The organism is Pseudomonas sp. G3-19, from assembly GCF_054855875.1.
The window spans coordinates 4,345,301-4,366,399 of record NZ_JBMPIQ010000003.1 but is presented as its reverse complement, the minus strand read 5'-3'; the positions used below and the strand labels follow the sequence as shown (position 1 = coordinate 4,366,399).

Here is a 21,099-nt window from a genome sequence, read left to right as displayed (position 1 = left end):
ATGAGCACTCTGCAACCGGACACCCTGATCAAAAACCCTCACGGCTGCCATGTCATCTCTTCGGTGGAAGTGCCGGCGGACGCGGCGCAGGTCTGGGCGGTGGTCGGCAATTTCGCTGGCTTCGACCGCTTCATCCCGGCGCTGTCGCACATCGAAATGACCGGCGAAGGCGTGTCCTCGCTGCGCAAGAAATGCTTCAAGGACGGTAACGTGGTGGTCGAACAACTCAACTCACGCGATGAGCAGGCACGGGCCATGACCTGGACCACGATCTACAACACGCTGGGCGTGGCGAATTTGTGGGCGGCGATGAACGTGGAATCTTTGGGGGCGGGCAAGTCGCGGGCGACCTGGACGATCATTGCCGAGCCGGCTTCAGGTGGGGAGGAGGTGCTGCCGGGGTTCAAGGATTTCGTGCAGGGGTTCGCCGATGATGCGATGGGGAATGTGCTGAAGCTGTTTGTCTAAGGCTTCGGTTTGGCAGTGACTGATCTGCCGCAATCGCGAGCAGGCTCACTCCTACAGTTGGAATGCGTTCCCCTGTAGGAGTGAGCCTGCTCGCGATCAACGATAACGCGGTCTCGAATCTGAAAATCAGATCTTGAAGCTATCGACCAACTGCTTCAACCGATTCGCCTGCTGCGACAACGCATCACAATCCTTCAACGTTTCATTGAGGTTGGCGACGCTCTGCTGGTTCAGCAGGTTGATCTGATTGACGTCGACGTTGAGGGTTTCCACCACCGCCGTCTGCTCTTCGGTCGCCGCGGCCACCGACTGGTTCATGCCGTCGATTTCGCCGATGCGCTGGGTCACGCTGACCAGGCGCAGACCGGCCTGATTGGCCACTTCCACGCTCTCTTCGCTGGACGCCTGACTGGCGTTCATGGTGGTCACCGCTTCACGCGAACCGACCTGCAACGAAGTGATCATTTTGTGGATCTCTTCCGCCGATTCCTGAGTGCGATGGGCGAGGTTACGCACTTCGTCCGCGACCACCGCAAAACCGCGTCCGGCTTCACCGGCACGGGCCGCTTCAATCGCCGCGTTGAGCGCCAGCAGGTTGGTCTGCTGCGAGATGCCTTTGATCACATCGAGGATGTGGCCGATGTTGTCGGTGCTGGCATTCAGGGTTTCGATCTGGGTGCATGACAGGCTGATCTTCTGCGACAGCTCGGTCATCGCCTGAATGGTCTGCTCGACCACCTGACGACCGTCATCGGCCTGCTCGCTCGCGCCGCTGGCGTGCTGCGAAGCGTCGGCGGCGTTGCGGGCGATTTCCTGAGTGGCGGCGCCCAACTGGTTGATCGCGGCGGCCACACTGTTGGTGCGCGCGCTTTGTTCGTCGGAACCGATGATCGAGGCGTTGGACGAGGCCATTACCCGTTGCGACAGGTCGTGCACATGACGGGTAGCCGAGGACACTTCGGAAATCGACGCGTGAATGCGCTCGACGAACTGGTTGAACGCGCTGCCCAGTTCGGCGAACTCATCCTTGCCTGCCACGACCAGACGCCGGGTCAGGTCGCCTTCGCCTTGAGCGATGTCCTGCATCGCGCGGCCCATGGTGGTCAGCGGACGCATCAGGACGTTGATCAGCAGGCTCAGCAGCAGCGCAATCGCCGCGACCGCGACGAACATCGCGATCAGCGCCGAAGTACGGAACTGGCTGAGGGCGGCGTAGGCCTTGTCACGATCGATCGACAGCCCGATGTACCAGTCGGCATTCGGCAAACCGCTGACCGGAGTGAACGACAGGATGCGTTCCTGGCCGCTGAGCACCACGTTCTGGTTGCCCTTCTCGATGCGCACGCCGGCGTTCGGGTAGATGTCCTTGAGGTTCTTCATCACCTGGTCTTTGTCCGGGCTGACGATCACTTGGCCGTCACCGCTGACCAGGAATGCGTGGCCGAGGCCACCGAAGTCCACCGAGTTGATGATCTTCACCAGGGTTTCCAGGCTCAGGTCACCGCCGACCACACCCAGCAGTTCGCCATTCTTTTTCACCGGCATGGCGATGGTCACGACCAGACCACCGACCGCCGCCATGTATGGCGGGGTCAACATGGTTTTGTCGGCGACCACGGCCTGCTTGTACCAAGGGCGCTGACGCGGGTCGTAGCCGTCGGGCATCTTCGCGTCAGGGCGCTGGGTGAATACTCCGTTGGCCTGACCGACGTAGGTGAACTGGAAGTTCGAGGTAAAGGCCGGTTGATCGACCAGCCCCGGGAAGTCGGCGTCCTTGCCCTGATGGGCAACGTTCTGCGCGAGGTTTTCCAGCACCAGAATTCGCCCGCTCATCCAGTTCTGCACGCTGCTGGCGGTCAGATCGCCGGCCTGCTGTACGGACGACTGGAGGTTCTGGCGAATGGTGTTGCGCTGCAGATAGTCGTTGTAGAGGGTGAACAAAGCGAAAGCCAGGACCACGACGCCCGAGGCGGCCAACAGGATTTTATGGCTGAACTTGAGATTCATTTCATGGGACTTCTTATGCAAAAGTGGGGATGCGTTCCGGGATGCAACATTCCATGTACAGCGCAGGCGGCGTTCTGACGGCCGCTCTACTTTGGTGCACGCATGTCTCACCAGTCTGTCGGCACCATTCACGGAAATCTTAGGGCTGCGTGGGAAATGGCCTGCATTTCTGTCAGATTCCCGCCGAACGGCGTGCCAGAGCGTTCGCCACGAAGTTTTTTTGCTGGATCTCCGAGCAGAGGTTGCAAAATTCGCAGCCCCTGATAAAAATGCGACTAATTATCATTTGTGACGTTCGGGCTGTCGCGTTCATGTCCTCACCTGAGTTTGCAGTGCAGGCGCTTTACAGGAGTCATCACGGCTGGCTCAACGCCTGGCTGCGGGCGCGGCTGGGCAATGCCGCGGATGCCGCAGATCTGGCCCAGGACACCTTCGTCCGCCTGTTGCAGCGCAGCGAACGCCTGGAACTCAAGGCGCCTCGCGCATTTTTACGCACCATCGCCCGTGGCCTGGTGATCGATCATTGGCGTCGTGAAGAAATCGAACGCGCCTATCTCGAAACCATCGCCCATTTGCCCGAAGCCGAAACCCCAAGCGCCGAAACCCGCGCGCTGGTAATCGAGTTGCTCGAGAGCATCGCGCGCATGCTTGAAGGCTTGCGACCGAAAGTGCGTCAGGCGTTTCTGCTGGCGCAGTGCGAAGGTTTGACCCACAAGCAGATCGCCGCGCAGATGGGCTTGTCACTGCGCTCCGTCGAACGTTACGTCGCCGATGCGATGTATCACTGCTACGTGTTGCGGTACGCAAGTTGATGCCTGTGGATAACAACTCAGTCGCGCGCCGCGCCGAGCCGCAGCAACAGGTGGTCAAGCAAGCCATCCACTGGTTGCTGCGGCTGCGTAACAACCATGGCAATGCGCGCCTGAGTCATCAGTGCGACGCGTGGCGCGCCGAACATCATGAACATGAACTGGCCTGGCAGCGCGTGCAGTCGCTGCAGGCGGAATTGAGCCATAACCTGCGCGCAGTGCCCGGCGCGCACGTGGCGTTCAATACGCTGGAAAACAGTGCGCAAGGGCTGGGGCGGCGACAAGCCTTGAAGCTGCTGTCTGGCGCGGTGCTGATGGGCTCCGCGGCATGGCTGGCCAAGGACACCTCCGTGTGGCAGCAGTGGCGCGCTGATTACGCTACGGCGACCGGCGAGCGTCGCGGGTTCCAGTTGCCCGACGGCACGCGGATCGAGCTGAACACTGCCAGCGCAGTGGATCTGGACTACACCGCGCAGCAGCGGCTGATCAAACTCACTCGCGGCGAAATCATCGTCACATGCGGCGGTAACGATGAAGGCGCGACGTTCAACCGGCCACTTCGCGTGCAAAGTCGTCATGGCATTTATGAGCCGATAAAAGCCCGCTTCATCCTGCGTCAGGACAGCGATTGCACGCGGCTGACTGTCAGCTCAGGGAGCGTCGCCATTCGCAGCGGCGCAACCTCCGTCGAGGCGCTCGCCGGGCAGACCTATCTGATCGATCACCATCAGGTGCGCCCGGCACTGCCACTGAGTATGGAGGCGGGTGCGTGGGTCGACGGTTTGATCGTCACTCGCAACATGCGCCTGGGCGATTTCCTCAATGAAGTCGGGCGTTATCGTCAGGGCTTTGTGACGTGCGCGCCGCAGGTGGCGGACTTGCGCCTGTCCGGGGTGTTCCGCCTGGAGGACACCGACACGCTGCTGGCCATCCTGCCGCAGACCCTGCCGGTGCAATTGCGTTATCGCACCCGATGGTGGGTCACACTCGAGGCGGTGGCCTGAAATTATTTTGGCGGGTTTTCGCGACAAGTCCGGCTTGGTCAGTAAGCACTTCAACTCAGCCTTTGCGACTTGCCACGGAAACCGACAATGACTGTCCGCCTCACCTGTAAGAAACCGCTGAATTTCACTGCCGAATCGGGCCTGCTGCGCCACGCCGTTCGCGCCGCCCTGCTGTCCACCGTTCTGGGTGCCGGTGCGCTGCCCGGCCTGAGCGTCGCCGCCCCTGCCAGTGAAGCGAGCAGTCATCGCTACAGCATCGGCGCCGGCCCGCTGGGCGAAGCGCTGAACCAGTTTGCCCGTCAGGCCGGCATTACCCTGGCGATGACTCCGCAGCAAACGCAGGGACAACAGTCTCCGGGCGTACAGGGCGAATATTCAACTGATCAGGCGTTGAGCCATTTGCTCAGCGGTTCGGGCCTGGAAGCAGTCAGCCAGGACGGCAGCAGCTACGTCCTGCGTGCTGTCAGTGAAACCGATGCGCTGGCACTGCCAACCACCGATATCAAAGGTTTCGCCCTCGGCAACGCACTCGGCAGCATGGAAGGCTATAACGCCACCCACAGCCAGATCGCCACCAAGACCAGTACTGCGTTGCTGGAAACTTCGCAAAGCGTGTCCGTGGTCACCCGCGAGCAAATGGACGATCAAGGCTCGCAGACCGTCTCCCAGGCGATGCGTTATACCCCCGGCGTGCTGACCAACCCTTACGGGGCGACCCATCGCTACGACTATGTGGCGATGCGCGGCTTCAACGATGGCTCGGTGGATAACATCTACCTCGACGGCCTCAAGTCGATGGGCGACAGCGGGACCTACAGCACCATGCAGGTCGATCCGTATTTCCTCGAGCGCGTGGATATTCTCAAAGGGCCGTCGTCGGTCTTGTATGGCCGCAGTTCGCCCGGTGGCCTGGTGGCGCTGACCAGCAAAAAGCCGTTGTACGAGGCCTATCATCAGGTTCAGGCCACGGTCGGTACCCAAGGTCAGCGCGGGGTCGGGTTTGACTTCAGCGGCCCAGTCGATGACGACAAGCGCATTGCCTATCGTCTGACCGGTTTGACGGATCAGTCCGACACACAATTCGACCACAACAAGGAAAAACGCTTCGCCCTCGCCCCGACCCTGAGTATCGATTTCACTGAAGACACCTCGCTGACACTGCAGGCGTATCTGCAACATGATCCGGATGGCGGCTACCACGGCGGCGTGCCGGCGGACGGGACGATTCATCAGCGCAACGGCAACCGCATCTCGCCGCACTTCTTCGAGGGCGAGCCGGGGATTGATGGGTATTCGCGGGATCAGCAGTCGTTCGGCTATCAGTTCGAACATCGCTTCAACGATGTCTTCACGGCGCGGCAGAATTTCCGTTACCTCGACTCCAAGGTCAACATGGATCAGGTCTACGCCTACGGCTGGACGACGCCAACCAGCAACGAACTGAACCGCTACTACACCGGCGGCGATGAACGTCTGCATGCGTTCATCGTCGACAACATGCTGCAGGCCGAATTCTTCACCGGTGCCACCAAGCACACCGTGTTGATGGGCGCCGACTATCAACGGCGCAAAACCGTGGTCGACTGGACCAGTGGCGGCCTGGCCCCGATCAACGCGTTCAACCCGGTCTATGGCAACTCGGCGATCGATATGTACGGCGACACCAGTTACCTGCGGCGCCTGGAGCAGACCGGGGTCTACCTGCAAGACCTGATCGAGATGAACCAGTGGCGGTTCTCGGTGGGCCTGCGTCAGGACTGGGTCGAGACGTCGGATGAGAACCGTATCGCCGAAGCGGGCCGTCCGGTCGGTACTGAAATCAATGACCGTCGCACCAAACTGACCGGCCGTGCTGGCGCGTTGTATCTGTTCGATAACGGCCTGGCGCCGTACATCAGCTACTCCGAGTCGTTTAACCCGAACTCGTATGCCGACAGCGCTGGCAATCCTCTGCCTCCGACCGATGGCACACAGTGGGAAGTCGGCCTGAAGTATCAACCGCCGGGCACCGACAACCTGTTCACCGCCTCGCTGTTCCGGATCGATCAGGAAAATCTGGCGACCAAGCTGCCTCAGGAAAACTTCTACCGCGCGGTAGGCGCTGTCCGCTCGCAAGGCCTGGAGCTGGAAGCGCACATGCAGTTGACCGACAACCTGAAAGTGCTCGGCAGCTATACCTTCACCGATATCGAGTACTCGAAGTCGATGGTCAGCACCTTGAGCACGCCGACCGATGTGATCGAGAACAAAGGCAACTCGCCAACTCAGGCACCGCGGCACATGGCCTCGTTGTGGGCCGACTACAAATTCGACAGTGCGGCACTCGACGGCCTGCGCCTGGGCGGTGGTGTGCGTTATGTCGGTTACAGCTGGGCGGATGCGGAAAACACGCTGAAGGTACCTGCCTACACCTTGTTCGACGCATCCATCGGTTATGACCTGGGCAAGGTCGGCTTGAAGGGCGTCGACGTTCGCCTGAACGCGAACAACCTGACCAATGAATCCTACGTAGCCTCCTGCGCGAGTCTGAACTTCTGCTACATGGGCGAAGAGCGCAACGTCGCCGCCACGGTCAGCTACCAGTTCTAAACCTTTGCCTTGTGCATAAAAAAGCCAGCCCCTGTTTTCAGGGGCTGGCTTTGTCGCTTCTGTGGGGAAATTCTCATGCGCGCATTGTTGGTGTTGTTGCATCGCTATATCGGGCTGGCAACAGCGGTGTTTTTGCTGCTGGCCGGGATCACCGGAAGCATTCTTGCGTTCAATCATGAGTTGGATGAGTGGCTGAATCCGCAGTTCTACGCGGCCTCATCTGAGGGGCAAAGATTGCCTCCCGGGGCGTTGGTCGACGCTGTGCAGACCACGCATCCGAAGCTGCAGGTCTGGTACATGGAGTATCCGGACGAGTTGGGGCATACCGCGCTATTGGCAGCTGTTCCACGTAAGGATCCGGCGACGGGCAAACCGTTTGATGAGCGCAATCAGGTGTTCTACCTGGACCCGGTGAGTGCCGAGCAGAAAGGGCAACGTTACTGGGGCGAGTGCTGCTTTTCCCGGGAGAACTTCATTCCGTTCATTCTTGAGTTTCATTACAACTTGACGCTACCCGGAAACTGGGGCTTGTGGTTGATGGGGCTGGTTGCCAGCGCCTGGGTGATCGATTGTTTCATCGCGCTGTGGCTGACGTTTCCTCGTGGCAAGCCGTTCTGGAAAAAGTGGTCGGCGGCCTGGAAGATCAAGGGCGGCCACGTTTATCGACTCAACTTCGATCTGCATCGGGCCGGTGGATTGTGGCTGTGGTTGTTGTTGCTACCGATTGCGGTCAGCAGTGTCGCGATGAACTTGCCCAGTCAGGTCTTCAAACCGGCGGTGTCGCTGCTTTCACCGATCGAGCCGAGCGTTTATGAGGCTCGAGGGCGAATGCCTCCATCTGAGTTGGGGGTGACACAGTTGAGTTATCAACAGGCGTACGAAAGGGCATTGGTCGAGGGGAAGAGGCTAGGACTGACAGCGGCGATCGGGGAGTTGTATTACAGCTTTGAGTACAACTTCTACGGCGCAGGACTCGGGCATCACGACACTGAAGCGCATGGCAAGTCCTGGTTGTTTTTTCACGGTACTGACGGGCGATTATTAGGTCAGGAAATTGCCGGACAAGGGACACTGGGGGAACGGTTTTACCGCTTGCAACTACCGATACATGGCGGACGGATCATCGGCTTCACCGGGCAAGTGATCATCGCGGTATTGGGGGTTGTGATTGCGGGGCTGTCAGGGACTGGCGTCTACATCTGGTGGCGCAAGTGGCAGGCCCGGCGCATCAGCAAGGCTCGCAAAGCGGCCTGAGTTTTGGGAGCCCTGAAACGACAAAACCCCTGTCTGCGTTAGCAGACAGGGGTTCTGGAATTTAATCTTGACGATGACCTACTCTCACATGGGGAAACCCCACACTACCATCGGCGATGCATCGTTTCACTTCTGAGTTCGGGATGGGATCAGGTGGTTCCAACGCTCTATGGTCGTCAAGAAATTCTGTATCTGGCCCGTCAACACGGTAACGTGCCAGCAAAATCGGTGACTTCTACTAAAAAACAAAACCCCAACTGCTTTCGCAATTGGGGTTTCGGAATTTAATCTTGACGATGACCTACTCTCACATGGGGAAACCCCACACTACCATCGGCGATGCATCGTTTCACTTCTGAGTTCGGGATGGGATCAGGTGGTTCCAACGCTCTATGGTCGTCAAGAAATTCGGGTACTGACTCGTGACCGGTTGGCCTCGCTTCAGCAAATCGGGTATGTGATACAGGTGTTTTGTGAGCATCGCGAACTTTCGGTTCATTGCGTCTTCACACACCGCAATCTGGTCTCTTTCGAGCATGCAGATTGCTTGGGTGTTATATGGTCAAGCCTCACGGGCAATTAGTATTGGTTAGCTCAACGCCTCACAGCGCTTACACACCCAACCTATCAACGTCGTAGTCTTCGACGGCCCTTCAGGGAACTCAAGGTTCCAGTGAGATCTCATCTTGAGGCAAGTTTCCCGCTTAGATGCTTTCAGCGGTTATCTTTCCCGAACATAGCTACCCGGCAATGCCACTGGCGTGACAACCGGAACACCAGAGGTTCGTCCACTCCGGTCCTCTCGTACTAGGAGCAGCCCCTCTCAAATCTCAAACGTCCACGGCAGATAGGGACCGAACTGTCTCACGACGTTCTAAACCCAGCTCGCGTACCACTTTAAATGGCGAACAGCCATACCCTTGGGACCGGCTTCAGCCCCAGGATGTGATGAGCCGACATCGAGGTGCCAAACACCGCCGTCGATATGAACTCTTGGGCGGTATCAGCCTGTTATCCCCGGAGTACCTTTTATCCGTTGAGCGATGGCCCTTCCATACAGAACCACCGGATCACTAAGACCTACTTTCGTACCTGCTCGACGTGTCTGTCTCGCAGTCAAGCGCGCTTTTGCCTTTATACTCTACGACCGATTTCCGACCGGTCTGAGCGCACCTTCGTACTCCTCCGTTACTCTTTAGGAGGAGACCGCCCCAGTCAAACTACCCACCATACACTGTCCTCGATCCGGATAACGGACCTGAGTTAGAACCTCAAAGTTGCCAGGGTGGTATTTCAAGGATGGCTCCACGCGAACTGGCGTCCACGCTTCAAAGCCTCCCACCTATCCTACACAAGCAAATTCAAAGTCCAGTGCAAAGCTATAGTAAAGGTTCACGGGGTCTTTCCGTCTAGCCGCGGATACACTGCATCTTCACAGCGATTTCAATTTCACTGAGTCTCGGGTGGAGACAGCGCCGCCATCGTTACGCCATTCGTGCAGGTCGGAACTTACCCGACAAGGAATTTCGCTACCTTAGGACCGTTATAGTTACGGCCGCCGTTTACCGGGGCTTCGATCAAGAGCTTCGCGTTAGCTAACCCCATCAATTAACCTTCCGGCACCGGGCAGGCGTCACACCCTATACGTCCACTTTCGTGTTTGCAGAGTGCTGTGTTTTTAATAAACAGTCGCAGCGGCCTGGTATCTTCGACCGGCATGAGCTTACGGAGCAAGTCCTTCACCCTCACCGGCGCACCTTCTCCCGAAGTTACGGTGCCATTTTGCCTAGTTCCTTCACCCGAGTTCTCTCAAGCGCCTTGGTATTCTCTACCCAACCACCTGTGTCGGTTTGGGGTACGGTTCCTGGTTATCTGAAGCTTAGAAGCTTTTCTTGGAAGCATGGCATCAACCACTTCGTCACCTAAAAGGTAACTCGTCATCAGCTCTCGGCCTTAAGATCCCGGATTTACCTAAGATCTCAGCCTACCACCTTAAACTTGGACAACCAACGCCAAGCTGGCCTAGCCTTCTCCGTCCCTCCATCGCAATAACCAGAAGTACAGGAATATTAACCTGTTTTCCATCGACTACGCTTTTCAGCCTCGCCTTAGGGACCGACTAACCCTGCGTCGATTAACGTTGCGCAGGAAACCTTGGTCTTTCGGCGTGGGTGTTTTTCACACCCATTGTCGTTACTCATGTCAGCATTCGCACTTCTGATACCTCCAGCAAGCTTCTCAACTCACCTTCACAGGCTTACAGAACGCTCCTCTACCGCATCACTTGCGTGATACCCGTAGCTTCGGTGTATGGTTTGAGCCCCGTTACATCTTCCGCGCAGGCCGACTCGACTAGTGAGCTATTACGCTTTCTTTAAAGGGTGGCTGCTTCTAAGCCAACCTCCTAGCTGTCTAAGCCTTCCCACATCGTTTCCCACTTAACCATAACTTTGGGACCTTAGCTGACGGTCTGGGTTGTTTCCCTTTTCACGACGGACGTTAGCACCCGCCGTGTGTCTCCCATGCTCGGCACTTGTAGGTATTCGGAGTTTGCATCGGTTTGGTAAGTCGGGATGACCCCCTAGCCGAAACAGTGCTCTACCCCCTACAGTGATACATGAGGCGCTACCTAAATAGCTTTCGAGGAGAACCAGCTATCTCCGAGCTTGATTAGCCTTTCACTCCGATCCACAGGTCATCCGCTAACTTTTCAACGGTAGTCGGTTCGGTCCTCCAGTCAGTGTTACCTAACCTTCAACCTGCCCATGGATAGATCGCCCGGTTTCGGGTCTATTCCCAGCGACTAGACGCCCTATTAAGACTCGCTTTCGCTACGCCTCCCCTATTCGGTTAAGCTCGCCACTGAAAATAAGTCGCTGACCCATTATACAAAAGGTACGCAGTCACCCAACAAAGTGGGCTCCCACTGCTTGTACGCATACGGTTTCAGGATCTATTTCACTCCCCTCTCCGGGGTTCTTTTCGCCTTTCCCTCACGGTACTAGTTCACTATCGGTCAGTCAGTAGTATTTAGCCTTGGAGGATGGTCCCCCCATATTCAGACAAAGTTTCTCGTGCTCCGTCCTACTCGATTTCATGACTAAGAGACTTTCGCGTACAGGGCTATCACCCACTATGGCCGCACTTTCCAGAGCGTTCCGCTAATCTCAAAGCCACTTAAGGGCTAGTCCCCGTTCGCTCGCCACTACTAAGGGAATCTCGGTTGATTTCTTTTCCTCAGGGTACTTAGATGTTTCAGTTCCCCTGGTTCGCCTCTTGCACCTATGTATTCAGTACAAGATAACCATCTTATGATGGCTGGGTTCCCCCATTCAGACATCTCCGGATCAAAGTCTGTTTGCCGACTCCCCGAAGCTTTTCGCAGGCTACCACGTCTTTCATCGCCTCTGACTGCCAAGGCATCCACCGTATGCGCTTCTTCACTTGACCATATAACCCCAAGCAATCTGGTTATACTGTGAAGACGACATTCGCCGAAAATTCGCAAAACTCTTAAGAGTCACTCACAAATTTTACCTTAGCCTGATCCGTTACCAGTGAAAGTAACGTTCAGTCTATCTTTCTATCACATACCCAAATTTTTAAAGAACGATCTAATCAAAAGACTAGAAATCAGCATTCACCATCACAGCGATGGAATGCTCATTTCTAAGCTTTCAAACTTCAGAAGCAGTGGTGGTGGAGCCAAGCGGGATCGAACCGCTGACCTCCTGCGTGCAAGGCAGGCGCTCTCCCAGCTGAGCTATGGCCCCGTATTTCTACAGGTTTCCCACACAAAAATTGGTGGGTCTGGGCAGATTCGAACTGCCGACCTCACCCTTATCAGGGGTGCGCTCTAACCAACTGAGCTACAGACCCAATTTCGGGCTGCTTCTATCGTCTTCTTCAATGAATCAAGCAATTCGTGTGGGAACTTATGGAGCAGCTGATGTCGTCGATTAAGGAGGTGATCCAGCCGCAGGTTCCCCTACGGCTACCTTGTTACGACTTCACCCCAGTCATGAATCACACCGTGGTAACCGTCCTCCCGAAGGTTAGACTAGCTACTTCTGGTGCAACCCACTCCCATGGTGTGACGGGCGGTGTGTACAAGGCCCGGGAACGTATTCACCGCGACATTCTGATTCGCGATTACTAGCGATTCCGACTTCACGCAGTCGAGTTGCAGACTGCGATCCGGACTACGATCGGTTTTGTGGGATTAGCTCCACCTCGCGGCTTGGCAACCCTCTGTACCGACCATTGTAGCACGTGTGTAGCCCAGGCCGTAAGGGCCATGATGACTTGACGTCATCCCCACCTTCCTCCGGTTTGTCACCGGCAGTCTCCTTAGAGTGCCCACCATTACGTGCTGGTAACTAAGGACAAGGGTTGCGCTCGTTACGGGACTTAACCCAACATCTCACGACACGAGCTGACGACAGCCATGCAGCACCTGTCTCAATGCTCCCGAAGGCACCAATCCATCTCTGGAAAGTTCATTGGATGTCAAGGCCTGGTAAGGTTCTTCGCGTTGCTTCGAATTAAACCACATGCTCCACCGCTTGTGCGGGCCCCCGTCAATTCATTTGAGTTTTAACCTTGCGGCCGTACTCCCCAGGCGGTCAACTTAATGCGTTAGCTGCGCCACTAAGAGCTCAAGGCTCCCAACGGCTAGTTGACATCGTTTACGGCGTGGACTACCAGGGTATCTAATCCTGTTTGCTCCCCACGCTTTCGCACCTCAGTGTCAGTATCAGTCCAGGTGGTCGCCTTCGCCACTGGTGTTCCTTCCTATATCTACGCATTTCACCGCTACACAGGAAATTCCACCACCCTCTACCATACTCTAGCTTGCCAGTTTTGGATGCAGTTCCCAGGTTGAGCCCGGGGATTTCACATCCAACTTAACAAACCACCTACGCGCGCTTTACGCCCAGTAATTCCGATTAACGCTTGCACCCTCTGTATTACCGCGGCTGCTGGCACAGAGTTAGCCGGTGCTTATTCTGTCGGTAACGTCAAAATTGCAGAGTATTAATCTACAACCCTTCCTCCCAACTTAAAGTGCTTTACAATCCGAAGACCTTCTTCACACACGCGGCATGGCTGGATCAGGCTTTCGCCCATTGTCCAATATTCCCCACTGCTGCCTCCCGTAGGAGTCTGGACCGTGTCTCAGTTCCAGTGTGACTGATCATCCTCTCAGACCAGTTACGGATCGTCGCCTTGGTGAGCCATTACCTCACCAACTAGCTAATCCGACCTAGGCTCATCTGATAGCGCAAGGCCCGAAGGTCCCCTGCTTTCTCCCGTAGGACGTATGCGGTATTAGCGTTCCTTTCGAAACGTTGTCCCCCACTACCAGGCAGATTCCTAGGCATTACTCACCCGTCCGCCGCTGAATCCAGGAGCAAGCTCCTTTCATCCGCTCGACTTGCATGTGTTAGGCCTGCCGCCAGCGTTCAATCTGAGCCATGATCAAACTCTTCAGTTCAAACATCTTTGGGTTTTTAAGAAACCCTAAACTTGGCTCAGCAATCGTTGGTTACATCTTTGATTTCTCGCGGAGTAACTTGTGATGCTGATAATCTTGTTGACTATCAGTCTGACTCCACAAGCACCCACACGAATTGCTTGATTCAGTTGTTAAAGAGCGGTTGGTTAAGATCTTTCGTCTCAACCGAGGCGCGCATTCTACAGCAGCCTCATTTGCTGTCAAGTGATTATTTTCAGAAGTTTTCGAAGATTTCTTCAACAACTTCAACCACTTGCGCTTCCGATCTCTCGTTAGCGGGAGGCGAATTCTACAGCGTTACACGCTGCTGTCAACACCTCTTTTTCTCCGCTTTCGACCGAGAAGATCGAACCGTCAAAAGAGCCAAACATCACCGCTCTTTCAACTCCTTCCAGGCTTCGATGAACTGAAGCAAGCCGCTGCCGAAAACTGCGTAACTCATTGAATCTCAAGGAGTTTTCCGTTTCGACTGCGCCGGAAGTGGGGCGAATTATAGACCTCCTGAATCTGCCGTCAACCGTTAATTTCAGTTTTCTTTCAACAACTTACAGATCGGTTAAAAAACGCACAAATCCATCTATATATAGACAGAAAACAGCCTTCTTCTATATAGAAGCGATACTCAAAGCACTCCATCAGCCTTGAGTGCCTCTACCGCACCTGCGCCCAGACCCAGCACCCGCTGCAAAACCTCCAACGTATGCTCGCCCAATAAAGGAGGCGCGCGAAGGTACTCGACCGGCGTCTGCGACAGCCGGATCGGACTCGCCACCTGCGGGACCATCCCCGCCAGTGCATGCGGCAGCTCTATCGCCAACCCCCGCGCCTTCACCTGCGGATCCTCAAACACCTGGGACAGATCATTGATCGGCCCACACGGCACGCCCGCCTGCTCCAACTGCGCCACCCATTCGGCGGTGGTCTTGAATACCGTCGCCTGGCGGATCAGGGGAATCAACACCGCGCGGTTAGCCACCCGCAGCTTGTTAGTCGCGAATCGCGGATCGTCCGCCCACTGCGGCTGGCCCGCCACCTCGGCAAACTTGCGGAACTGGCCGTCATTGCCAACGGTAAGAATGAAATCACCGTCGGCCGTCGGGAAGTCCTGATAAGGCACGATGTTCGGGTGTGCATTACCCAGTCGTTTCGGCGCATTGCCAGTAGTCAGGTAGTTCATTGCCTGGTTCGCCAGGCATGCGACCTGTACATCCAGCAAAGCCATATCGATGTGCTGCCCGCCACCGTCGCGATCACGATGAGCCAGCGCCGCCAAAATCGCCACGGTCGAATATAGCCCCGTAAGAATGTCCGTCAGCGCCACTCCCACCTTCACCGGCCCGGCGCCTTCATCACCTTCAGGGCGACCGGTCAGGCTCATCAGCCCGCCCAGCCCCTGAATCATGAAGTCATAACCCGCACGCTTGGCATACGGCCCGGTTTGACCGAAGCCAGTGATCGAGCAATAGATCAGATCCGGATTGATCGCCTTCAGCGACTCATAGTCCAGCCCATAAGCAGCCAGCCCACCGACCTTGAAGTTCTCGATCAGAATGTCCGACTTCGCCGCCAGCTCCCGTACCAGGTTCTGCCCTTCAGGCCGAGTGAAGTCGATCGTTACCGATTGCTTGTTGCGGTTGGCCGACAGGTAATAGGCCGCCTCGCTGGTGTTTTCCCCATAAGCGTCTTTAAGGAAGGGCGGCCCCCAGGCACGTGTGTCATCACCATTGCCCGGGCGCTCGACCTTGATCACCTCGGCGCCAAGGTCGGCGAGAATCTGCCCGGCCCACGGCCCGGCCAGCACACGCGATAAATCCAGTACCCGCAGATGCGACAGCGCGCCCATGGTCGCTCTCCTGTTAATAGAACGCCTGCAGACCGGTTTGCGCGCGACCGAGGATCAGCGCGTGAACGTCGTGGGTACCTTCATAGGTATTCACCACTTCCAGGTTGACCAGGTGACGGGCCACGCCGAACTCATCGGAGATGCCGTTGCCGCCCAACATGTCACGGGCCATGCGGGCGATATCCAGCGACTTGCCACAGGAGTTGCGCTTCATGATCGAGGTGATCTCGACCGCAGCGGTTCCTTCGTCCTTCATGCGCCCCAGACGCAGACAGCCTTGCAGGGCCAGAGTGATCTCGGTCTGCATGTCGGCCAGCTTCTTCTGAATAAGCTGGGTGGCAGCCAATGGACGCCCGAACTGCTGACGATCAAGGGTGTACTGGCGAGCGGTGTGCCAGCAGAACTCGGCAGCGCCCAATGCGCCCCAGGAGATGCCGTAGCGCGCGGAGTTAAGACAGGTGAACGGGCCTTTCAGACCGCGCACGTCCGGGAAGATGTTTTCTTCCGGCACAAACACGTTGTCCATGACGATTTCGCCGGTGATCGATGCGCGCAGGCCGACCTTGCCGTGAATCGCCGGAGCGCTCAGGCCCTTCCAGCCTTTTTCCAGTACGAAGCCACGGATGTCGCCGGCATCGTCCTTGGCCCAGACCACGAACACATCGGCGATGGGGCTGTTGGTGATCCACATCTTGGCGCCGGTCAGGCTGTAGCCGCCGTCGACTTTGCGCGCACGGGTGATCATCGCACCCGGGTCAGAACCGTGGTTTGGTTCGGTCAGACCGAAGCAGCCGATCCATTCGCCAGACGCCAGTTTCGGCAGGTATTTCTGTTTCTGTGCTTCGGTGCCGAATTCGTTGATCGGCACCATTACCAGCGACGATTGCACACTCATCATCGAGCGGTAGCCGGAGTCGACACGTTCCACTTCGCGAGCAATCAGGCCGTAGCTGACGTAGTTCAGGCCGCTGCCGCCGTACTGCTCAGGGATGGTCGCGCCGAGCAGGCCGACTTCGCCCATTTCGCGAAAGATCGCCGGGTCGGTTTTCTCATGGCGGAAAGCTTCAAGCACGCGTGGCGCCAGGCTCTGCTGAGCGAATTGGGCGGCGGTGTCGCGGATCATGCGCTCTTCTTCGGTGAGCTGTTGATCCAGCAGCAGGGGATCGATCCAGTTGAAGCTAGCTTTACCGCCCATGAGTGTGTCCTCGCAAATCGGTGAATTAACGTGGCATTGATCCTAGGCCCGGCTCGCCTACGGGGCAAACGAGGATTTCGCATCCTGTTGTGCTAATTTCTCACTCCGAAACGTCGCTGAATGCCTTTTATGCGGCGCATTAGTGAGGTTGACGTACATGCGCAGGAAGATCCCCAGCACCACCGCCCTGATCAGCTTCGAAGCCGCCGCCCGGCACGAGAGCTTTACCAAGGCTGCCGAAGAACTTTCCCTCACCCAGGGCGCCATTTGCCGACAGATCGCCAGCCTTGAGGAGTTCCTCAGTGTGGAACTGTTCCGACGCTCGCGACGCGGAGTGAAGCTGACGGAAGCAGGCCTTTCCTACAGCCGTCGGGTGGCCACGCAACTCGACGCCGTCGAGCGCGACACGCTTTCGGTGATGGGCCAGCAGGGCACAAATGTGATCGAACTGGCGGTGGTGCCCACCTTCGGCACGCAATGGCTGCTGCCACGGCTCAAGGACTTCCAGCTCAAACACCCGGAAGTAACGGTCAACCTGACCAACCGCACCCGCCCGTTCCTGTTTGCCGACACTGATTTCGACGCAGCGATCTACTTCGGCGACGCCGATTGGTCGGGTACCGAATCCCACAGGCTGATGGGCGAAAATCCGATGCCGGTATGCAGCCCCGCTCTCCTCGGCAGCAAGAAACATCTGACACCCAACGAGATTGCCGAGCTGCCTCTGTTGCAGCAAACCACTCGCCCCTACGCCTGGCGCCAATGGTTCAATTCACAGCACTTGAACATCCCACGCGACATGACAGGTCCGCGCTACGAGCTATTCTCCATGCTGGCTCAGGCGGCCATGCACGACATGGGGATCGCGCTGATTCCACCGTTTCTGATTCAGCGCGAACTGGCCGAGAAACGCTTGGTGGTCGCCAACCCGAATGCGCTCTCCAGTATCAAGGCGTATTACCTGATGATTCCGGAACGAAAGGTCGAATCGGCATCACTCAAGGCTTTTCGCGATTGGCTGGTCAATCAGGCAAACAGCTACAGCCTAGAAGGATAAAGGCTTACAGCGATTACTAACCCGGTAGTCAGGAAAATCAAAGCCCTACAGATATAAGTATTTGTCGCAAAATCACAGACTGTATCCGAAAGTCGTACAGACGTCCCACAAGCGCCTGAAGACGTGGCTTTGAGCCTTCATCCACGACTCATTACGGCCTATTCACGCCACCGATGAGAAATTTTTTCAAATTCAGCCAGAATCCTTGCAAGGCACGGCCTGCAAGGGATTCAACTGGTCATCTGCGACATTCGGTCACGGGATGACTTGTAGTTAATTTTCCGTCACCCGTCATAATCCCTTGAAGGGCATAAAGTTCGCCTGCAAAATGCCGCGCCCCGCCCTGATTTGGCGGGATCGTGCTGATCGGCCGCCCCAGTCGCACCATCCGCAGTGCCTGGGTTTACTCAATAAGATCACGCAGGAGATTTGACGTGCACATTGGTGTTCCTCTCGAAACCCAGACCGGTGAAACACGGGTTGCTGCAACCCCGGAAACCATTAAAAAGCTGATCAGCCAAGGCCATAAGGTCACTGTGCAAACCGGCGCCGGCGTTAAAGCCAGTGTTGTCGACAGTGCCTATGAAGCGGCGGGCGCGACCATTGGCAGTGCCAACGATGCGTTCGGCGCCGAGCTGATTCTCAAAGTGGTCGCCCCCAGCGACGCCGAACTGGCGCTGATCAAGCGCGGCACGGTGCTGGTGGGCATGCTCAACCCCTTCAATAACGACACCATTGCCAAAATGGCCGAGTGCGGGATCACTGCGTTCGCCCTTGAGGCGGCGCCGCGTACCTCTCGGGCGCAGAGTCTCGATGTGCTGTCGTCGCAGGCGAACATCGCCGGCTACAAGGCGGTGTTGCTGGCTGCGCACTACTATCCGCGCTTCATGCCAATGCTGATGACCGCTGCGGGCACCGTGAAAGCGGCGCGCGTACTGATTCTCGGCGCGGGCGTGGCCGGGTTGCAGGCGATTGCCACGGCGAAACGTCTGGGTGCGGTGATCGAAGCGTCTGACGTGCGTCCGGCGGTGAAGGAACAGATCGAATCCCTCGGCGCCAAGTTCGTCGATGTGCCTTACGAGACTGACGAAGAGCGTGAATGCGCGGTCGGTGTCGGCGGTTACGCTCGCCCGATGCCGGCGAGCTGGATGCAACGTCAGGCCCAGGCTGTGCACGAACGCGCCAGGCAGGCCGACATCGTCATCACCACCGCACTGATCCCGGGCCGCAAGGCGCCGACACTGTTGAGCGCAGACACCGTGGCGCAGATGAAGCCGGGCTCGGTGGTCATCGACCTCGCGGCTGCGCAGGGCGGCAACTGCCCGCTGACCGTCGCCGATCAGGTCGTGGTCGAGAACGGCGTGACCATCGTCGGCCCGACCAACCTGGCCGGTGAAGTCGCTGCAGACGCCTCGGCGCTGTACGCCCGCAACCTGCTGGACTTCCTCAAGCTTGTGTTCACCAAAGAAGGCCAGTTCGACGTCAACCTCGAAGACGACATCGTCGCCGCGTGCCTGATGTGCCGCGACGGCCAAGTCATCCGCAAAAACGCCTAAGCAGGGATTCAGACGATGGAAGAGCTTATCTCCCCCGGTATCTACAACCTGATCATCTTCGTGCTGGCGATTTATGTCGGTTACCACGTGGTCTGGAACGTTACACCTGCGCTGCACACGCCGCTGATGGCAGTGACCAACGCCATTTCGGCGATCGTGATCGTCGGCGCCATGCTCGCTGCTGCGCTGACCGTCACGCCGCTGGGCAAGACCATGGGCACCCTCGCCGTGGCACTGGCTGCGGTCAACGTGTTTGGTGGCTTCCTGGTCACCCGCCGCATGCTTGAGATGTTCAAGAAGAAAGCCCCGAAAGCAAAAGAAGAGGCGCCGAAGTAATGAGCATGAATCTCGTCACGACGCTCTACCTGATCGCGTCGATCTGCTTTATCCAGGCCCTTAAAGGCCTGTCGCACCCGACCACGTCGCGGCGCGGCAACCTGTTCGGCATGCTCGGCATGGCGCTGGCCATCCTCACCACCATCGGCCTCATCTATAAGCTCGGTGCGGAACTGGCGACTGCCGGTATCGGTTACGTGATCGTCGGCCTGCTGATCGGCGGCACCGCCGGTTCGATCATGGCCAAGCGCGTCGAAATGACCAAGATGCCAGAGCTGGTCGCGTTCATGCACAGCATGATCGGTCTGGCGGCGGTGTTCATCGCCATTGCTGCGGTGGTCGAGCCGCAATCGCTGGGCATCGTCAAGCAACTGGGCGACTCGATCCCGGCGGGTAACCGTCTGGAGCTGTTCCTCGGCGCGGCGATTGGTGCAATCACCTTCTCCGGTTCGGTGATCGCCTTCGGCAAGCTGTCGGGCAAGTACAAGTTCCGCCTGTTCCAGGGCGCGCCGGTACAGTTTGCCGGTCAGCACAAGCTGAACGCGGTACTCGGTCTGGCGACACTGGTGCTGGGCGTGACCTTCATGCTCACCGGCAACCTCCCCGCGTTCGCGCTGATGCTGGCTCTGGCGTTCGTGATGGGCGTGCTGATCATCATCCCGATTGGCGGCGCCGACATGCCGGTGGTGGTGTCGATGCTCAACAGCTATTCGGGTTGGGCGGCAGCAGGTATCGGCTTCTCGCTGAACAACTCGATGCTGATCATTGCCGGCTCTCTGGTGGGTTCGAGCGGTGCGATCCTCTCGTACATCATGTGCAAGGCGATGAACCGTTCCTTCTTTAATGTACTGCTTGGCGGTTTCGGCAACACGGCCGACGCAGGACCTGCCGGTGCGAAAGAAGCCCGTCCGGTGAAATCCGGTTCGGCCGACGACGCAACGTTCCTGCTGACCAACGCCGACACCGTGATCATCGTCCCGGGTTACGGCCTGGCGGTGGCCCGTGCGCAGCATGCATTGAAAGAGCTGACCGAGAAACTGACCCATCGCGGCGTGACCGTGAAGTACGCGATCCACCCGGTGGCCGGTCGCATGCCAGGGCACATGAACGTCCTGCTCGCCGAGGCCGAAGTGCCTTACGACCAGGTGTTCGAGATGGAAGACATCAACTCCGAGTTCGGCCAGGCCGACGTGGTGCTGGTACTCGGCGCCAACGACGTGGTCAACCCGGCCGCCAAGAACGATCCGAAATCGCCGATTGCCGGCATGCCGATTCTCGAAGCGTTCAAGGCCAAGACCATCATCGTCAACAAGCGCTCGATGGCCAGCGGTTATGCCGGTCTGGACAACGAACTGTTCTACCTGGACAAGACCATGATGGTGTTCGGCGACGCGAAAAAAGTCATCGAAGACATGGTCAAAGCGGTCGAGTAATCCTCCGCAGTTGCACCGGACGCCCCGACT

The 21,099-nt window shown here is 57.5% G+C and carries 12 protein-coding genes, 2 tRNA genes and 4 rRNA genes; 9 read left to right on the top strand and 9 right to left on the bottom strand.

Annotated features, from left to right (window positions below; genetic code table 11):
- Nucleotides 1-468, top strand: coding sequence for an SRPBCC family protein (locus tag ACOYXI_RS20095; RefSeq protein ID WP_135294685.1), 468 nt, complete (start codon nucleotides 1-3; stop codon nucleotides 466-468).
- Between the two features lie 126 nt (nucleotides 469-594).
- On the opposite strand, the gene ACOYXI_RS20090 is transcribed toward ACOYXI_RS20095, so the two are convergent.
- On the bottom strand, nucleotides 595-2,475 hold the full coding sequence (locus ACOYXI_RS20090) for a methyl-accepting chemotaxis protein (RefSeq protein WP_135294684.1): 1,881 nt from the start codon (nucleotides 2,473-2,475) through the stop codon (nucleotides 595-597).
- Nucleotides 2,476-2,786: 311 nt separating this feature from the next.
- Here ACOYXI_RS20090 and ACOYXI_RS20085 point away from each other — a divergent pair, with 311 nt between their 5' ends.
- The 4 genes from ACOYXI_RS20085 (at nucleotide 2,787) to ACOYXI_RS20070 (ending at nucleotide 8,131) form a co-directional block, all read left to right on the top strand.
- Nucleotides 2,787-3,287, top strand: a complete 501-nt coding sequence (locus ACOYXI_RS20085; protein WP_134785116.1) for a sigma-70 family RNA polymerase sigma factor — start codon at nucleotides 2,787-2,789, stop codon at nucleotides 3,285-3,287.
- Nucleotides 3,287-4,288, top strand: a complete 1,002-nt coding sequence (locus ACOYXI_RS20080; RefSeq protein ID WP_134785115.1) for a FecR domain-containing protein — start codon at nucleotides 3,287-3,289, stop codon at nucleotides 4,286-4,288. Before ACOYXI_RS20085 ends, ACOYXI_RS20080 begins: the two co-directional genes overlap by 1 nt.
- Nucleotides 4,289-4,375: 87 nt before the next feature.
- Nucleotides 4,376-6,877, top strand: coding sequence for a TonB-dependent siderophore receptor (locus tag ACOYXI_RS20075; RefSeq protein WP_461675216.1), 2,502 nt, complete (start codon nucleotides 4,376-4,378; stop codon nucleotides 6,875-6,877).
- Between the two features lie 75 nt (nucleotides 6,878-6,952).
- Nucleotides 6,953-8,131, top strand: coding sequence for a PepSY-associated TM helix domain-containing protein (locus tag ACOYXI_RS20070; RefSeq protein ID WP_134785113.1), 1,179 nt, complete (start codon nucleotides 6,953-6,955; stop codon nucleotides 8,129-8,131).
- Nucleotides 8,132-8,196: 65 nt separating this feature from the next.
- On the opposite strand, the gene rrf (ACOYXI_RS20065) is transcribed toward ACOYXI_RS20070, so the two are convergent.
- The 8 genes from rrf (ACOYXI_RS20065) to ACOYXI_RS20030 form a co-directional block, all read right to left on the bottom strand.
- Nucleotides 8,197-8,312, bottom strand: a 5S ribosomal RNA gene (rrf, locus tag ACOYXI_RS20065).
- Nucleotides 8,313-8,419: 107 nt separating this feature from the next.
- A 5S ribosomal RNA gene (gene rrf, locus ACOYXI_RS20060) occupies nucleotides 8,420-8,535 on the bottom strand.
- A gap of 154 nt (nucleotides 8,536-8,689) precedes the next feature.
- A 23S ribosomal RNA gene (locus ACOYXI_RS20055) occupies nucleotides 8,690-11,581 on the bottom strand.
- 247 nt (nucleotides 11,582-11,828) lie between these two features.
- Nucleotides 11,829-11,904 (bottom strand) — tRNA-Ala (locus ACOYXI_RS20050).
- Nucleotides 11,905-11,933: 29 nt separating this feature from the next.
- Nucleotides 11,934-12,010, bottom strand: a tRNA-Ile gene (locus tag ACOYXI_RS20045).
- An 81-nt stretch (nucleotides 12,011-12,091) separates the two neighbouring features.
- Nucleotides 12,092-13,628 (bottom strand): 16S ribosomal RNA (locus ACOYXI_RS20040).
- Together the 16S, 23S and 5S rRNA genes with 2 tRNA genes alongside form the textbook arrangement of a ribosomal RNA operon.
- A gap of 643 nt (nucleotides 13,629-14,271) precedes the next feature.
- Nucleotides 14,272-15,492 (bottom strand): CaiB/BaiF CoA transferase family protein, encoded by a 1,221-nt coding sequence (locus ACOYXI_RS20035; protein ID WP_461675215.1) that lies wholly within the window; start codon nucleotides 15,490-15,492, stop codon nucleotides 14,272-14,274.
- Between the two features lie 13 nt (nucleotides 15,493-15,505).
- Complete coding sequence (locus tag ACOYXI_RS20030; protein WP_003220420.1) at nucleotides 15,506-16,687, bottom strand: acyl-CoA dehydrogenase; 1,182 nt, start codon at nucleotides 16,685-16,687, stop codon at nucleotides 15,506-15,508.
- 157 nt (nucleotides 16,688-16,844) lie between these two features.
- On the opposite strand from ACOYXI_RS20030, the gene ACOYXI_RS20025 reads away from it, so the two are divergent.
- The 4 genes from ACOYXI_RS20025 to ACOYXI_RS20010 all read left to right on the top strand — a co-directional run bounded on the left by ACOYXI_RS20025 (nucleotide 16,845) and on the right by ACOYXI_RS20010 (nucleotide 21,069).
- Nucleotides 16,845-17,744, top strand: coding sequence for a LysR family transcriptional regulator (locus tag ACOYXI_RS20025; RefSeq protein WP_097090188.1), 900 nt, complete (start codon nucleotides 16,845-16,847; stop codon nucleotides 17,742-17,744).
- 434 nt (nucleotides 17,745-18,178) lie between these two features.
- Nucleotides 18,179-19,300: a Re/Si-specific NAD(P)(+) transhydrogenase subunit alpha gene (locus ACOYXI_RS20020; protein WP_098966517.1), complete on the top strand. Its 1,122-nt coding sequence runs from the start codon at nucleotides 18,179-18,181 to the stop codon at nucleotides 19,298-19,300.
- A gap of 15 nt (nucleotides 19,301-19,315) precedes the next feature.
- Nucleotides 19,316-19,636, top strand: a complete 321-nt coding sequence (locus tag ACOYXI_RS20015) for an NAD(P) transhydrogenase subunit alpha part 2 (RefSeq protein WP_003220416.1) — start codon at nucleotides 19,316-19,318, stop codon at nucleotides 19,634-19,636.
- A complete protein-coding gene (locus ACOYXI_RS20010) occupies nucleotides 19,636-21,069 on the top strand; it encodes an NAD(P)(+) transhydrogenase (Re/Si-specific) subunit beta (protein ID WP_135294679.1) in 1,434 nt (477 codons plus the stop codon). Before ACOYXI_RS20015 ends, ACOYXI_RS20010 begins: the two co-directional genes overlap by 1 nt.
- Nucleotides 21,070-21,099 lie beyond the last annotated feature (30 nt).

Excerpts from the sequence above, each read along its gene's own strand:
- ACOYXI_RS20095 (WP_135294685.1), top strand. The coding sequence starts at position 1 with ATGAGCACTCTGCAACCGGACACCCTGATCAAAAACCCTCACGGCTGC.
- ACOYXI_RS20090 (WP_135294684.1), bottom strand. The coding sequence starts at position 2,475 with ATGAATCTCAAGTTCAGCCATAAAATCCTGTTGGCCGCCTCGGGCGTC.
- ACOYXI_RS20085 (WP_134785116.1), top strand. The coding sequence starts at position 2,787 with ATGTCCTCACCTGAGTTTGCAGTGCAGGCGCTTTACAGGAGTCATCAC.
- ACOYXI_RS20080 (WP_134785115.1), top strand. The coding sequence starts at position 3,287 with ATGCCTGTGGATAACAACTCAGTCGCGCGCCGCGCCGAGCCGCAGCAA.
- ACOYXI_RS20075 (WP_461675216.1), top strand. The coding sequence starts at position 4,376 with ATGACTGTCCGCCTCACCTGTAAGAAACCGCTGAATTTCACTGCCGAA.
- ACOYXI_RS20070 (WP_134785113.1), top strand. The coding sequence starts at position 6,953 with ATGCGCGCATTGTTGGTGTTGTTGCATCGCTATATCGGGCTGGCAACA.
- ACOYXI_RS20035 (WP_461675215.1), bottom strand. The coding sequence starts at position 15,492 with ATGGGCGCGCTGTCGCATCTGCGGGTACTGGATTTATCGCGTGTGCTG.
- ACOYXI_RS20030 (WP_003220420.1), bottom strand. The coding sequence starts at position 16,687 with ATGGGCGGTAAAGCTAGCTTCAACTGGATCGATCCCCTGCTGCTGGAT.
- ACOYXI_RS20025 (WP_097090188.1), top strand. The coding sequence starts at position 16,845 with ATGCGCAGGAAGATCCCCAGCACCACCGCCCTGATCAGCTTCGAAGCC.
- ACOYXI_RS20015 (WP_003220416.1), top strand. The coding sequence starts at position 19,316 with ATGGAAGAGCTTATCTCCCCCGGTATCTACAACCTGATCATCTTCGTG.
- ACOYXI_RS20010 (WP_135294679.1), top strand. The coding sequence starts at position 19,636 with ATGAGCATGAATCTCGTCACGACGCTCTACCTGATCGCGTCGATCTGC.